Source organism: Paenibacillus sp. AR247 (assembly GCF_002968895.1).
Taxonomy (GTDB): Bacteria; Bacillota; Bacilli; order Paenibacillales; family Paenibacillaceae; genus Paenibacillus_AQ; species Paenibacillus_AQ favisporus.
Genome location: NZ_PCZT01000020.1, coordinates 9,362 through 23,232, shown reverse-complemented (window position 1 = coordinate 23,232; position 13,871 = coordinate 9,362). Strand labels below are relative to the sequence as shown.

The 13,871-nt window shown below is 56.4% G+C and carries 14 protein-coding genes and 3 pseudogenes; 5 read left to right on the top strand and 12 right to left on the bottom strand.

The window, feature by feature from the left end:
• The first annotated feature begins 5 nt into the window (after window positions 1–5).
• The 4 genes from CPT76_RS27220 to CPT76_RS27205 are packed head-to-tail and all read left to right on the top strand — an operon-like array spanning window position 6 to window position 3,422.
• Window positions 6–950: an ABC transporter ATP-binding protein gene (locus CPT76_RS27220; protein ID WP_105445247.1), complete on the top strand. Its 945-nt coding sequence runs from the start codon at window positions 6–8 to the stop codon at window positions 948–950.
• Window positions 950–1,687: an ABC transporter permease gene (locus CPT76_RS27215; protein WP_105445125.1), complete on the top strand. Its 738-nt coding sequence runs from the start codon at window positions 950–952 to the stop codon at window positions 1,685–1,687. Before CPT76_RS27220 ends, CPT76_RS27215 begins: the two co-directional genes overlap by 1 nt.
• The gene (locus tag CPT76_RS27210; protein WP_181153070.1) at window positions 1,687–2,823 is read left to right on the top strand and encodes a sensor histidine kinase; all 1,137 of its coding nucleotides are present in this window, start codon (window positions 1,687–1,689) and stop codon (window positions 2,821–2,823) included. The genes CPT76_RS27215 and CPT76_RS27210 overlap by 1 nt, the downstream gene beginning before the upstream one ends.
• Window positions 2,820–3,422, top strand: coding sequence for a response regulator transcription factor (locus CPT76_RS27205; RefSeq protein ID WP_105445124.1), 603 nt, complete (start codon window positions 2,820–2,822; stop codon window positions 3,420–3,422). Before CPT76_RS27210 ends, CPT76_RS27205 begins: the two co-directional genes overlap by 4 nt.
• Before the next feature lie 141 nt (window positions 3,423–3,563).
• Here the strand turns inward: CPT76_RS27205 and CPT76_RS27200 are convergent, their stop codons facing one another.
• On the bottom strand, window positions 3,564–4,118 hold the full coding sequence (locus CPT76_RS27200; RefSeq protein WP_076173180.1) for a helix-turn-helix domain-containing protein: 555 nt from the start codon (window positions 4,116–4,118) through the stop codon (window positions 3,564–3,566).
• A 119-nt stretch (window positions 4,119–4,237) separates the two neighbouring features.
• On the opposite strand from CPT76_RS27200, the gene CPT76_RS27195 reads away from it, so the two are divergent.
• Window positions 4,238–4,822 (top strand): LysE family transporter, encoded by a 585-nt coding sequence (locus CPT76_RS27195; RefSeq protein ID WP_105445123.1) that lies wholly within the window; start codon window positions 4,238–4,240, stop codon window positions 4,820–4,822.
• Window positions 4,823–4,987: 165 nt separating this feature from the next.
• Here CPT76_RS27195 and trxB read toward each other — a convergent pair whose 3' ends face one another.
• The 11 genes and pseudogenes from trxB to hisD form a co-directional block, all read right to left on the bottom strand.
• A complete protein-coding gene (trxB, locus tag CPT76_RS27190) occupies window positions 4,988–5,935 on the bottom strand; it encodes a thioredoxin-disulfide reductase (RefSeq protein WP_105445122.1) in 948 nt (315 codons plus the stop codon).
• Window positions 5,936–5,975: 40 nt separating this feature from the next.
• Window positions 5,976–7,703 (bottom strand): tetratricopeptide repeat protein, encoded by a 1,728-nt coding sequence (locus CPT76_RS27185; protein WP_105445121.1) that lies wholly within the window; start codon window positions 7,701–7,703, stop codon window positions 5,976–5,978.
• Between the two features lie 240 nt (window positions 7,704–7,943).
• On the bottom strand, window positions 7,944–8,891 hold the full coding sequence (locus CPT76_RS27180; RefSeq protein ID WP_105445120.1) for a ribose-phosphate diphosphokinase: 948 nt from the start codon (window positions 8,889–8,891) through the stop codon (window positions 7,944–7,946).
• A gap of 165 nt (window positions 8,892–9,056) precedes the next feature.
• Window positions 9,057–9,881, bottom strand: coding sequence for a histidinol-phosphatase HisJ (hisJ, locus tag CPT76_RS27175; RefSeq protein ID WP_105445119.1), 825 nt, complete (start codon window positions 9,879–9,881; stop codon window positions 9,057–9,059).
• A 12-nt stretch (window positions 9,882–9,893) separates the two neighbouring features.
• Window positions 9,894–10,192 (bottom strand): annotated as a pseudogene (gene hisE / locus CPT76_RS27170) (phosphoribosyl-ATP diphosphatase); the annotation flags it as partial.
• On the bottom strand, window positions 10,159–10,395 hold the full coding sequence (locus CPT76_RS42325; protein WP_374954736.1) for a hypothetical protein: 237 nt from the start codon (window positions 10,393–10,395) through the stop codon (window positions 10,159–10,161). The gene CPT76_RS42325 and the pseudogene hisE, both read right to left, overlap by 34 nt.
• Window positions 10,392–11,151 (bottom strand): annotated as a pseudogene (gene hisF, locus CPT76_RS27165) (imidazole glycerol phosphate synthase subunit HisF). Before hisF ends, CPT76_RS42325 begins: the two are co-directional and overlap by 4 nt.
• 100 nt (window positions 11,152–11,251) lie before the next feature.
• Window positions 11,252–11,992 (bottom strand): 1-(5-phosphoribosyl)-5-[(5-phosphoribosylamino)methylideneamino]imidazole-4-carboxamide isomerase, encoded by a 741-nt coding sequence (hisA, locus tag CPT76_RS27160; protein ID WP_105445118.1) that lies wholly within the window; start codon window positions 11,990–11,992, stop codon window positions 11,252–11,254.
• Window positions 11,993–12,036: 44 nt separating this feature from the next.
• Window positions 12,037–12,657: an imidazole glycerol phosphate synthase subunit HisH gene (hisH, locus tag CPT76_RS27155; RefSeq protein ID WP_105445117.1), complete on the bottom strand. Its 621-nt coding sequence runs from the start codon at window positions 12,655–12,657 to the stop codon at window positions 12,037–12,039.
• Between the two features lie 2 nt (window positions 12,658–12,659).
• Window positions 12,660–13,233 (bottom strand): annotated as a pseudogene (hisB, locus tag CPT76_RS27150) (imidazoleglycerol-phosphate dehydratase HisB).
• Window positions 13,234–13,236: 3 nt separating this feature from the next.
• Window positions 13,237–13,871, bottom strand: a 635-nt coding sequence (hisD, locus tag CPT76_RS27145) for a histidinol dehydrogenase (protein WP_105445116.1), incomplete at its 5' end; no start/stop codon positions are given.

Here is a 13,871-nt window from a genome sequence, read left to right as displayed (position 1 = left end):
AACATATTGCCGAACTGCAGCATGTCACGAAACGTTTTGGAAGCAAAGCCGCGGTCGATGACGTTTCATTCACGATTGATAAAGGATCCATCGTGGCCGTCCTGGGGCCCAACGGAGCCGGGAAAACGACGACGATCTCGATGATGCTGGGGCTTCTCGAGCCGACGAGCGGCTCTGTCCGGCTGTTCGGGCAAACCCCGAAGCAGCCGCAGGTCAAACAGCGCATCGGGGCGATGCTTCAGGATGTCAGCGTGATCGACGGCCTGAAGGTGCGCGAGGTGCTGGCTTTGATCCGCAGCTATTACCCCCGGCCGATGAGGCTGGAGGAGCTGGCTGCCCTGGCCGGGTTCACCGAGGAGGACCTGGGCAAACGGGCGGAGAAGCTGTCCGGCGGCCAGAAACGGAGGCTCGGGTTCGCGCTGGCGCTGGCGGGGAATCCCGATCTGCTGTTCTTCGACGAGCCGACCGTCGGTCTGGATACACCGGCACGCCGCTCCTTTTGGGAACAGGTCCGAGCGCTCTCGGACCGGGGCAAGACCATTCTCTTCTCCACGCACTACCTGCAGGAGGCCGAGGACGCCGCAGATCGCGTGATCCTGTTCAATCGCGGCAAAATTGCCGCCGACGGCACGCCGCAGGCGATCACGGCCCAGCTGACGAGCCGCTCCGTGACCTTTACGACCGATACAAGGTCGCTCGAAGGCCAGGCACTGATGAGTACCGATACCGAACAGCACATCCGCGAGCGCCTGCTCCCGGTTCCCGGCGTCCACGACTGCACCTGCCAGGAAGGACGCTGGACCGTCACGGCGGACAATACCGATACGGTGCTGGCCGCGATTTTCCGATACCAACTTCCGGTCCACGATATCCGGACCCAGCAGGGCCGGCTTGACGACGCTTTTGAAATCATGATTCATAATGACGACACACAGGGGGCTGTTTCCTAATGCACATGTTATTCATGCAGTGCCGGGCCGAAATGCTGCGGATTATCCGGAATCCGTACTATGTCTTCTGGTCCTTGCTGATGCCGATCGTGTTCTATTTCATTTTTACCCGTCTCGTGAATACCGGCATTGAAGGCGCCTCCGAATGGCAGGCACGTTACCTGATGTCGATGACTTCCTTCAGCGTGATGGGTTCGGCGATCATGACGCTGGGCATCCGCATGGTCCAGGAGCGCACGCACGGGTGGTCGGTCTTTATGCGGATTACCCCGCTGCCCTCCAGCATTTATTTCTTTGGAAAAATGTTTGGCCAGATGGTCATGCACATGTTCTCCATCATTGTTATTTTTGCTGCAGGCTTTCTTATGAATGGCGTCCATTTGTCAGCTGGCCAGTGGGTCGGCAGCGGATTGTGGATATGGCTCGCCTCCATCCCCTTCCTGGCCCTGGGCACCCTGGTGGGGACGATGAAAAGGGTCGATACCGCCAGCGGTGTCAGCAACATGGTGTATATGATTTTGGCGATCGTGGGCGGCATGTGGTTTCCGATCGACAGCTTCCCGGCCATCCTGCAGAGCATCGGCAAGTGGCTGCCTTCCTATAACTTCGGAAGCGGAGCCTGGGATATTGCCGCGGGTCATTCCCCCAGCTGGCAGCCGGTATTGATTTTGCTGGGATATCTCATCTTGTTTATGGTATTATCCACCTATGTACGAAAGAAACAGGAAGCGGTGTAATGCCATTGGCACGTCGAAAAACAGAGATTTTCCCAAGAGCGCTCGGGTTTTCCCCTTATGTATGGCTCGTGTATATGGTCATTCCGTTGTTTAATATGGCCTATGAGAGCGGCATCAAAATGGTGCTCGGCTACGCCATGATCGCGGTTTTTATCGTGTCGTATCGTCAGCTCTTTTTCTCCGAAAGGTTAACGGCCTTCTGGCTTGCCGTTCAGATGATTATTATTGTGACGCTGTCTTTGCTCTACCTCCCTTTTTATTCGTTTATGGGCTTTTTTACCGCCAACTTTATCGGCAATTATCAGGATGACCGGAAATTCAGGATCGCCTTCGCTGCCTTCGTGGCGTCCATCCTGCTCCCGATCCTGGGGAACATTCGTCATCTGACCGTATCGGACTACTTAACGCTCGTTCCCTTTATTATGATTATGTTGATGACCCCCTTCGGCATGCGTTCCATGAATCTGCGAAAGCAGCTGGAGCTGCAGCTGAACGAAGCCAGGGAGCAGATCGAAATTTTGGTCAAAAAGGAGGAGCGGCTGCGTATTGCCCGTGACCTTCATGATACGCTGGGACATACGCTGTCCGTTCTCACCTTAAAAAGCCAGCTGGTTCAGCGGCTCACGGACAAGGATCCGGAGAAGGCACGGCTGGAAGCTCGTGAAATGGAAGAGACCTCCCGGGCGGCCTTAAGACAGGTACGTGAGCTGGTTTCCGATATGAGGACCTTGACGGTGGCGGAAGAGATCGAAGAAGTGCGCTCGATTTTGCACAGCGCTGACATCACTTTGGAATCCGAGGGGGATACGCGACTGACCGGAATACCCGATCTGACGCAAAACATCCTCAGCATGTGCCTGAAGGAAGCAGCGACCAATATCATCAAGCACAGCCGGGCCACGGCATGCACTATTACCATTCGGAAGGGAACTTCCCACGTCCGGATGGTCATTCGGGACAACGGCGTCGGTTTGGAGGACAGCGGGCTGTCTACAAGCCAGGGCAATGGGCTGAAAGGCATGTCCGAGCGGCTGGCGCTGATCGACGGAACGCTGGAGCTGTCCTCTTCCGGTGGGACCGAGCTCATCATTACCGTGCCGATTATTATTAAAGGGAAGGAGAGTGCAACAGCATGATCCGTATTCTGATCGCTGAAGACCAGCGTCTGCTGCGAGGCGCTCTCGCTTCGCTGCTCGATATGGAGGAGGATATGGAAGTGGTGGGCCAAGCCGGCGACGGCCAGGAAGCCATGGACCAGATCCTGTCATTACAGCCAGATGTCTGCCTATTGGACATTGAAATGCCCGTTATTACCGGGCTTGAGGTCGCCGAGAGGCTCAAGGCGCAGATGGCGGCTTGTAAAATCATCATATTAACGACGTTTGCCCGGCCGGGATATTTTGAACGGGCCGTGAAAGCAGGCGCCTGCGGATATTTGCTGAAGGATGAGCCGAGCGAGAAGCTGGCCGAAGCCATCCGGCGGGTCATGGCCGGCCACCGCGAGGTCTCACCAGAACTCGTCTTCGGCTCGTTCCGCCAGGAAAACCCGCTCACCGCGCGGGAGCGCGACATTTTACGGCTGATTGCGGAAGGCAAGACAGCGAACGAAATTGCGGCAACCCTACACCTGTCGCACGGCACCGTTCGGAACTACATTTCCGAAACGCTGAACAAATTGTCGGCCAAGAACCGGATCGAAGCGATCGGTATCGCCGAACAGAAGGGTTGGCTCTAAGAAGGACCGAAAGGCCTCATGATTTGAAAAAAGACGAACGGGGACCGGCTCATGCAGCCGGTCTTTTTGCCGTCGGTGTAGGCTTGGGTTCTCCTCTTTTCGGATCAGCATGATTTGCGTCCGCGTTACCTTCTTCCAGACTCAAGCCGGATAATAGATGACCATGCTTAATCTCGTCAGCGAGCCGCCGGAATTATGGTACGTATGCGGCCGGTCGGCCTTGAACCGGATCGAGTCACCGCTCCCGATGGTATGCTCACTGTTGTTCACGCGGATGGTCAGTTCCCCCTCGTACACCGTAATGTACTCCTCCGTTCCCTCACCATGCGATTCCGAAGCAAGAAATCCCCCTTTATCGATCTCGACCGCATACATCTCGAAACGCCGCTCTTCATCAAACGGGAAATAAGGGTAGACCCGGTATTTGCCGTTGTCTTCAGATAGCTGCTGGACCTCGCTTTTCTGAATCACTTTGGTGTCAGGCTGGGGCTGGTTAATCAGCGACGTGAACGAAATTTTGAGACCGTTGGCGATTTTCCAAATGGTTGTGATTGTCGGGCTCGATTCGCCCCTCTCGATTTGGCCGATCATCGTCTTGCTGACCCCGGTGAGCTCGGCTACTTTTTCCAGACTGAGCTTTTTATTGTCACGGATGCTCTTCAAATTTCGCGCGATGATCAGATTGATTTCTTCCATGAGCACACCTCTTCCAATCGATTATGTACAATATAACGATCACAATGTACAATATGAAGTATAAATGCGTTATAGCGTAATTTTCGGACATTATAACATACAAACGGAGGATACCCAAGATGCCTTTATTTTCGTTTCTGGTCTATATTGTAGTAAGCACCTTTACCCCAGGCCCCAACAACTTTATGGCGATGCTGTTTGCTCACCGGTACGGTTTTCGACGAACGATCGGATTCTGTCTGGGCGTTGGCGCCGGCTTTTTTGTCGTTGCCCTGCTGTGCAGTTACTGCAATCTGCTGCTCAAAAATCTCATTCCCGGCATTCGGTGGTGGATGACGATTCTTGGAGCGGCCTACATGCTGTATCTCGCCGTTAAAATCATGTTCCACCGCAAGAAGGCCGCGAGCAGCAGGGAGGACAAAAACAACCGCTTTCTAACGGCGGTGCTGCTGCAGTTTATCAATCCCAAAGGCATTTTGTACGCCATAACGGCCGTATCCACCTTTATTCTCCCGTACGATTCTTCCCATCTGGCCTTGATCGGCTTCTCTTTGTTTCTGGCACTCTTGAGCGTAATGAGCACCTTCTGTTGGAGCATGTTCGGCTCCATATTTCAGCGATGGCTGTCGGCGTACCAAACCCCGTTTAACGTCGCGATGGGCCTGCTTCTCGCATACAGCGCAGTTTCCATCCTGGTCGAATAAATGTGGAGTTAGGCACAGCGCCTGCCTGAAGATCATCCACAGAAATTTGCACACATACAGGAGAAAACCTCTCCTCGGCAGGATCAGAGGTAGCGGCCCGTTCCCCCATTCTTATGTAAAAAGGAGCCGTCCCCGGCTCCTTTTCTATGTTCGTATTGATCCGCTTTACAGCGTTTCGCTCCAGTCATGCACCATGCTGCCTTCCAAGAACTTCTCGCAGTCCATGGCGGCCATGCATCCGGTACCGGCAGCAGAAATCGCTTGGCGATAGCGTACGTCCTGCACGTCGCCGCAGGCGAATACGCCTGGAATGTTCGTTTCGGTCGTTCCCGGCTTCACCTGGATGTAGCCGATTTCGTCGGTCGTAATCTGGCCGTCGAGGAACTTGGTGTTCGGCGTATGGCCGATCGCCACGAAGACGCCGTCTGCTTCGATCAGCTCTTCTTTGTTCGTTTCATTGTTGAGGACCTTCAGTCCCTTCACGCCGTGCTCACCGGCCACGATTTCAAGCGGCGTACGGTTAAGCGACCAGATGATCTTTTCGTTCTCGCGGGCGCGGTCCTGCATAATTTTGGACGCTCTCAGCTCTTCTCTTCGGTGAACCAGCGTAACGCTGGAACCGAAACGGGTCAGGAAGCTGGCTTCCTCCATGGCAGAGTCCCCGCCGCCGATCACGACGATCTTTTTGCCGCGGAAGAAAAATCCGTCGCAGGTCGCACATGTGCTGACTCCGCGTCCGACGTTTTCCTGCTCTCCCGGAATGCCCAGGTATTTGGCCGAGGCGCCTGTGGAAATAATTACGGATTCCGCCTCAATCTCTCCCATGCCTTCCACGGATAGCTTGAACGGGCGTTTGGAGAAATCGACTTTGTTGACCCAGCCGGTCTTAAACTCGGCGCCGAAGCGTTCCGCCTGCTTGCGCATGTTGTCCATGAGCTCAGGGCCCATGATGCCCTCCGGGAACCCCGGAAAGTTCTCTACCTCAGTCGTGGTGGTCAGCTGTCCGCCGGGCTGCATGCCTTCGATAACCAGCGGCTTCATGTTGGCGCGTGCCAGATAAATCGCGGCCGTCAGGCCGGCAGGTCCTGTTCCGATAACGATGGATTTGTACATGAGAATTGCCTCCTTTTCGAACGGAAATGAATGGGTCTATTTAGATATTCTCCGTAAATGGCCGGAAAATATCATCGCTTTCTTCATCCAGTGAACATACGCTGTCGATCCGCTTGACGTTGCGGCTCACCGTGGAGACCGAAACGCCATAGCGCCGGGCCACCTCCTGGTAAGTTAGGGCGCGTCCGTGCTTCTTGGCCGTCAAGTATTCCAGAGCCGCCGACCAGCCCTCCGCCTGCCTGATGAGAAGTGTCTCGGGATACAGCTTATTGATAAACTGGTGCCATAATTGCTGCACATGGTTTTTCTGTGCGCGGTCGGCCACCGTCTCCATGCTTTTCAGGGCCTTGTCGACGACGGACTGCAGCGTCCCGTCCCACTTGGGCAGACCCGCAGCCACTTCACGGTATGCCGCTGCTCCGACGGCCGCGCCAGGAAGCTCGGAGCTCTCAACCCCAAGGTCCCGAAGCACCCGACGCGCTTCAGCTTTGAGCTCGCTCAGCACGTCCGGGTCTTCGAGGAAGGTCATCAGTGTCTCCTTGACTTCGTCATCGGCAATCCAGGCCAAGGCCCGGATGACCTGCAGCTTGGTACCGGAATCTCCGTACCGGAGCGCCCAGGAGAAGGAAGACCGAATCAGCGGGTTGTTCTTGATTTCCTCGGACATGCCTTCCCCGTCCTTCTCCCACCGCTTCAGCTGCTCTTCAAAGGGCAGATGATATTGATAGCTGAGCTTGACGCTTCCGCCGAAGCCTTCCTTCAGCTGGTCCAAATAAAACCGGGGAATTCCCGATTCCGGATCCAGCTTCATGGCCGTGCTCCAGTAACGGGCCGCCTCCTTGCTTCTGCCGCTATTATAAGCGGCGACAGCTGTGTAATGGTAGAGGCTCGGATCATCGTTGAGCTCGTCATCCTTCAGCAGGCGGCGGAAATGACCGTAGGCCGCTTCATGCCGGCCCAGAATCCCCATCGTCGTCGCAAGCTTGAATACATGTTCCTGATGAAAAGGAACCGTAACCTCCAGCATCTTCATCAGGCCATCTAAAGCTTCAGTATCCCCTTCATGCTGGTAAAAAACCGCCAGGTTGCACAGTCCGTGCAAATTTCCCGGCTCCAGGGACAGTACTTCGCCGATGGTCTCCTTGGCTTTGCGGAACAAGCCCATGTAATAATAAGCAAGGGACAAATTGTTGCGCGCCGCAAGAAAGTCAGGGTCTTCCTTCACGATGCCTTCGAGCAGTTCGGCCGCCTGGGCAAACTTCCCTTCTTCCATCAGGGACCGCGCGCGCTCGTGCTCCACGATGCCCCCGCGGCTCTTGATCCGGCTCAGCTTGGTCGGCCGCTTCAGCTCATACTGAAGCAGCTCCATCATTTCTTCCGCTTCGTCCAAAAATTGCCCGGCCGGGTCCTCCTCCAAATACGTGACCAGTGCGCGTTCCGCTTCCTCAAAGTTCTCCATGTTGGCGTAATTATTGGCCATATAGAAGTAACACTCTGTCATGGTCGCATCCACATGCTCCAAAATGTGCGCAAGAACGGCGTTTGATCCTTCATAATCGCCCATCTCTGATAATATACCCGCCATATTGCAATGATTCACCGGATTTTCCGGCTCATATTCAACAGCTTTGCGAAAATATTTTAATGCCTTATCGTATCGGTGCCGGTCCAGAGACCGAACCGCTCGTTCAAAAAAGAAATTGGCATCCATTTGAATGGGTATTACTTTTTGGTGTAGGTCCTCCGCCCGCAGATGATAATCGTTCATTCCTAAGCAAGGCACCTCCTTGATTGCTGGATAGAACGAACCGAAGCCACCGCTTCGCCCCTCTGGAATCAGAGAGTACATACGCCGAACTTTAAGTTCAATCTATCCAGAACAGTATACCATAAGATGCAAGAGGCATCTAAGGCATAATCTACTATATAAAAAATGTACATCGACGTATATTCATTGAAGGTAGACCGCGTTCATTTCCCGCGTAAGCGCAAAAAGACCCCGGGGCAGCTATACCCCGGCGTCCTTGAATAAAGTGGCGATCGACCCGCCCTCGATAATAATCCGTGTGGCCCGCGCCAGCATTGGCGCAATCGTCAAGATATGCAGCTTCTCCGGCCGCGCTTCCGGAATGGCGATCGAATCCGTCACCACGATCTCCCGGATATGGGGATGATCGAGCCGCTGCAGCGCGTCGCCCGAGAACAGGCCGTGCGTGGCGCATACAATCGCCTCGGACGCCCCGCGCTCCTTCAAGCCTTCGACCACATTGACGATCGTCGATCCCGTATCAATCAGGTCCTCGATGATGATCGGCGTCCGTCCCTTCACATCGCCAATAACATGCGTAATGACGGACTCGTTATGCGCAGGTCTCTTCTTGATCATGATCGCAAACGGAGAATCAAGGTGATTCGCCAGCTTCTCCGCGGTGGACGCCCTTCCGGCGTCCGGCGACACGATGACCGGCCGGTCGATTTGAAGCGATTTCAAATGACCGCTGATGAGGTCCAGCGCCGTGAGATGGTCGACGGGAATATTAAAAAAGCCCTGAATAGCAGGTGCATGCAAATCAACAGTAATGACCCGGTTCGCCCCGGCCGTCGTCAGCACGTCCGCCACCATTTTGGCCGTAATCGGTTCACGCGGTGCAGACTTGCGTTCCTGGCGGGCATACCCGTAGTAAGGAACGATAATGTTCACCGTACGGGCCGAAGCCCGCTTGGCCGCGTCAATCATGACCAGCAGCTCGACGAACAGTTCATTAATGGGGTGAGACAGGGACTGCACGAGGAAGACGTCGCAATTGCGGATGCTTTCCTCATAGTTCACATAGATTTCCCCGCTTTTGAAACGGGAAAGCTTAACGCTGCCCAGCTCCGCACCCAGCATATCGCAAATTTTTTCAGTTAGAACAGGATTCGATGATCCGGAAAAAATACGCAGCTTATGTTGCATACGACCCTCCTGATAACCCGTCTTCTATACTTAGATTATACATCGGTTCGCTCCCGGAATGAAATCGCGCCGATGAGTCCGGCGGAAAAAATGTTTCCTTCCCTGTCATCGGCGCCACTTCAAACGGCCCTATGCCCGCAGCAGACCGTACACTTACAAGCCTGCTTATACCTCCAACGGAATCCGGCTGCGCTTCCGCCCTTCGAAAACAACGAGTTCGCGGAAGCCAACCTCCCAGAGCATGTTCCGGGCGGCTTCCAGATTCTCGCCCAGCTTGAGCGGATCATGAGCGTCTGAGCCCACCGTGAGCGGAATGCCCAACCGGTATGCCTCCTCCAACATGCGCCGGGACGGGAACATTTCCACGCAGGGCTTGGACAATCCCGACGCATTCAGTTCCATTGCTACCCCGCTGGCCGCGACAGCGGCAAGGGCTGCGTTTTCCAGCGCTTCTACTTCCCTAGTCGCCTCGGGGCCTGGATGGTACCCGAACCGCTTGATCACGTCCAGATGGCCCATAATGTCGTAAAAGCCGGTGGCAGCCGCCTTTTTCACCGCATCATAATACGTTTCGTATACCTTCAGGACATCCTTGCCTTCCCAGCCTTGCACCTGACGGTGATCCGTAATGTCCCATTCGCCCAAAAAGTGCACCGAGCCAATAATGTAATCCCAAGGGTATGCGTTCACGATCTTCTCAATTTCCGCCTCATAGCCCTCGATATAGTCGCCCTCCAGGCCGACCCGAATGTCGATGTGGTCGCGGTAGCGCTCCTTCAAAGACAGGCACTCCTCCACATATCGCGGAAGCTCCTCCATCGGCATCGCCATCTCCGGGTAATACGAAGCCGGGTCCACATGAAGCAGCGGCATATGGTCGGACAAACCGATCTGTCCCAGCCCGATGTCAACCGCGCGGCGCACATATTCCTCGAGCTCGCCTACGGCGTGGCCGCACCGGACATGGTGGGTATGGTAATCGATGTACACAGCGGTTTCCCCCTAATCCCGGCGGGGACGCTCGTGGCGGCGGTCCAGCTCGGCCATGATATCATCCAGGGGCAGCTTGCGTTCCTGAAGCAGCACCAGAAGGTGATAGATCAGGTCGCTGACCTCAAGGCGCAGCTCGTCGTTGTCCTTGTTTTTGGCTGCGATGATCGTCTCTGCGGTTTCCTCGCCGACCTTTTTTCAGAATTTTTATCGACGCCTTTGTCAAAAAGATAGGTCGTATACGCGCCTTCCGGACGCTCCTTCTCGCGTTCCGCGATCACCTGCTCGAGCTCCTCCAGCACCGCAAAGCGGTGTCTTCCTTCGCCCGCCGCACCGCCCCCTTCGGCCGATTGCTCCTGTCCCGGAACGGCAATGCCGCGGTAAAAGCACGTTTCCTCGCCAGTATGGCATGCCGGACCCTTCGGATGGACCAGGCGGGTACGAGGCCGGCCTCGTCATAACGGATTTGCCCCTGCACCTGCTCCAGGGAGAATTGCTGTGTGTTGCTGCTCATCGGATTTCAACCCCTTTTTGCTTTAAGTCCTGCTTTAATTCCGGTATCGATATTTCCTTGTAGTGAAAAAATGGTAGCTGCCAAGCCCGCATCCGCCTTCCCCTGCGTGAAGACTTCGGCAAAATGCTCCTTCGTCCCCGCTCCGCCTGAAGCGATCACCGGAATCCGGACAGCGTCCGCGACCGCTGCGGTGAGAGGAAGGTCAAAGCCGTCTTTCGTGCCGTCAGCGTCCATGCTCGTCAGCAAAATCTCTCCCGCTCCGAGGGCTTCCGCTTCCTTCACCCAGTTCAGCGCCCGGATGCCTGTCGCTTTGCGTCCGCCGTGCGTGTAGACCTCCCACTCGCCCCAAGCCTCGTTATACTTGGCGTCTACAGCCACGACGATGCACTGTGAGCCGAACCGGCGCGCGCCTTCCGATACGAGCTGGGGATTCAGGACGGCCGCCGTGTTGATGCCGATTTTGTCCGCGCCTGCGCGCAGAATCCGCTTCATGTCATCGACATGGGAAATGCCGCCGCCTACCGTGAACGGAATCGCGATTTCCCCTGCGGTTTGCCGCACGACCTCCACCATGGTGGCGCGTCCTTCCACCGACGCCGAAATGTCCAGGAATACCAGCTCATCCGCGCCTTCCTTGTCGTACAGCGCCGCGAGTTCCACCGGATCGCCCGCGTCCCGCAAATTTTCAAAATTAACACCCTTCACCACACGGCCGTCCTTAACGTCCAGGCAGGGAATGATTCGTTTTGCCAGCATGGGCCTCGCTCCCTCTCTTTTCGTGCTCACATGGTAGTCTGACTACCGTTTATCCCTTTATATCTGCAAAAGAGAGCTTCCGCTCCCTCTATCCTCACGCTTATGCTTGTTCAGCGATTCGCCGCAGCGCATCCGCAAGCTGAATCCTGCCCGTATACAACGCCTTTCCGACGATAGCTCCGCCCACGCCGTCGCCGCGGTGTCCGCTGAGGTTCAGCAGGTCCTCGGTGACCGTCACGCCGCCCGAAGCGATCACAGTGCGTCCGCTGGCTTTGGCCAGTGACACGATAGCCTCGATGTTCGGCCCCTGCATCATGCCGTCGCGGGAGATATCGGTGAAGATGAACGTTTCCGCTCCTTTGGCCGCCAGCTCTTTAGCCAGCTCCTCTGCCTTAACCTCCGACGTCTCCAGCCAGCCGCGGGTAGCCACATAACCGTTCCGCGCATCGATTCCGATCGCCACGCGGTCTCCATAAGTGCCAAGCACCGCCTCCGTGAATGCACGGTCCTCGATCGCCGCTGTGCCGATAATGACCCGGCTCACGCCGAGGCCCAGCAGGCGCTTCACGTCATCCAGGGTGCGCAGTCCGCCCCCGACTTGAACGGGGACCTGAACGCCTTTGGCAATGGCTCCGATGACCTCGTCGTTCACCGGGCGTCCTGCCTTGGCGCCGTCCAGATCCACCAAATGAATATAGGCACCGCCCTGTGCTTCCCAAGCCTTGGCGGCCTCGAGCGGGCTGTCGTTATATACCGTTTCCTGATTGTAATCCCCTTGAACCAGCCGTACGCACTTGCCTCCGCGAATATCGATGGCCGGATAAATGATAAATGAAGACATCGTTCTCCCCGCTTTCCTGTTATTCCACGCCGGTCAAGAAGGCGTTAGACCTTCGCTCCCGTCAGCCGCAAAAAGCTGCTCAGCAGCTGCACGCCCAGCTCGCCGCTCTTCTCCGGATGAAACTGCATGCCATATACCGATCCCCGGCCCACGATCGCGGTCACCGGACGGCCGTAATCCGTTACCGCCAGCAAATCGGCGGGTTCGTCCCGCAGCACATGATAGGAGTGGACAAAGTACACATGGCCCTCCGTAAGGCCGCTGAAGAGCGGACTGTCCTTTTGCACAAACTGCAGCCGGTTCCAGCCCATGTGCGGCACCTTCAGCTCCCCGTCCGGGAAGCGGACCACCCTGCCCGGCAATATGTTGAGCCCTTCATGATGGCCATGCTCCTCGCTGCTGCCAAACAGCAGCTGCATGCCGAGGCAGATGCCGAGCAGCGGCTTCCCGCCCTCAGCGGCCTCCCGAACTACCCGGTCAAGCCCGGTCTCCCGCAAGTGCTCCATCGCGTCGCCAAACGCGCCAACGCCGGGCAGGATGACGCCGTCAGCCCCAAGAATGGCTTCGCGGTCGCCCGTCACAAGCGCCTCGGTGCCGAGACGTTCGACGGCCTTGCTGACGCTGTGCAGGTTGCCCATGCCGTAATCCACAATGGCGATCGTCACGGTTACAGCACTCCCTTCGTTGATGGAACCCCCGTAACCCGTGGATCGATGCTGGTCGCCTCATCCAGCGCGCGCCCCAGCGCCTTGAACACCGCTTCGATCATGTGGTGCGTGTTCTGGCCGTAATGAACGATGACATGCAGCGTGATGCGTGCCTCCAGCGCCAGCTTCCACAGAAACTCATGCACCATTTCGGTGGAGAAGCTTCCGACTTGGCTGGAAGGATACTCCGCCCGGTATTCAAAATGGGGACGATTGCTCACGTCGATCACGACCTGAGCGAGCGCCTCATCCATTGGAATTTTTATCGCCGAGGGCTTCCCTTAATGTCTGGCCGAGGCAGATGCCGATGTCCTCCACCGTATGGTGGTCGTCAATCTCGATGTCGCCTTTGGCCTTCACTTTCAAATCAAACTGGCCGTGCTTCGTAAACAGGTCCAGCATATGGTTCAGAAACGGCACATCCGTTTCCAGTTCGGATACCCCGGTGCCATCTACGCCAAACGTCAGCTGAATGTCGGTCTCGTTCGTTTTGCGGCTGATGCTTGCACGGCGTTCGCTGCTTTGATTAGTCATGTTCTAGTCTCTCCCTTCGATTTCGCGTTTCAGCCGGACCTCAATGGCCCGGGCATGCGCTTCCAGCCCCTCGCCGCGCGCCAGCTCCATAATCGCTTCGCCGTTTTTCAGGAGCGCTTCCTTGCTGTAGTAGATCATGCTGGACTTTTTAATAAAATCATCGACATCGACCGGCGAAGAAAACCGGGCCGTGCCGTTCGTCGGAATGATGTGGTTGGGTCCGGCAAAATAGTCCCCTACCGGCTCCGAGCTGTATGCTCCGAGGAAAATCGCCCCGGCATTCTCGATCAGCCCGACAATCGCCATCGGATCCTGGACCATCAGCTCCAGGTGCTCCGGCGCCAGCCGGTTGACGACCGATATGCCTTCCTTCAGCGACTCCACTACGATGATGGCTCCGTAGCCCTCCACCGAAGCCGCCGCGATATCCCGGCGGGGCAGGCTCTCCAGCTGCCGCTTTACCTCGGCGGCGACCGCGTCCGCCAGCTGCCGCGAAGGCGTCACCAGAATCGCGGACGCCATCTCGTCATGCTCGGCCTGGGACAACAGGTCGGCCGCCACGAATTCGGGGTCGGCCTGCTCGTCGGCCAGCACGACGATTTCGCTCGGCCCGGCGATGCTGTCGATGTCGACCGCAC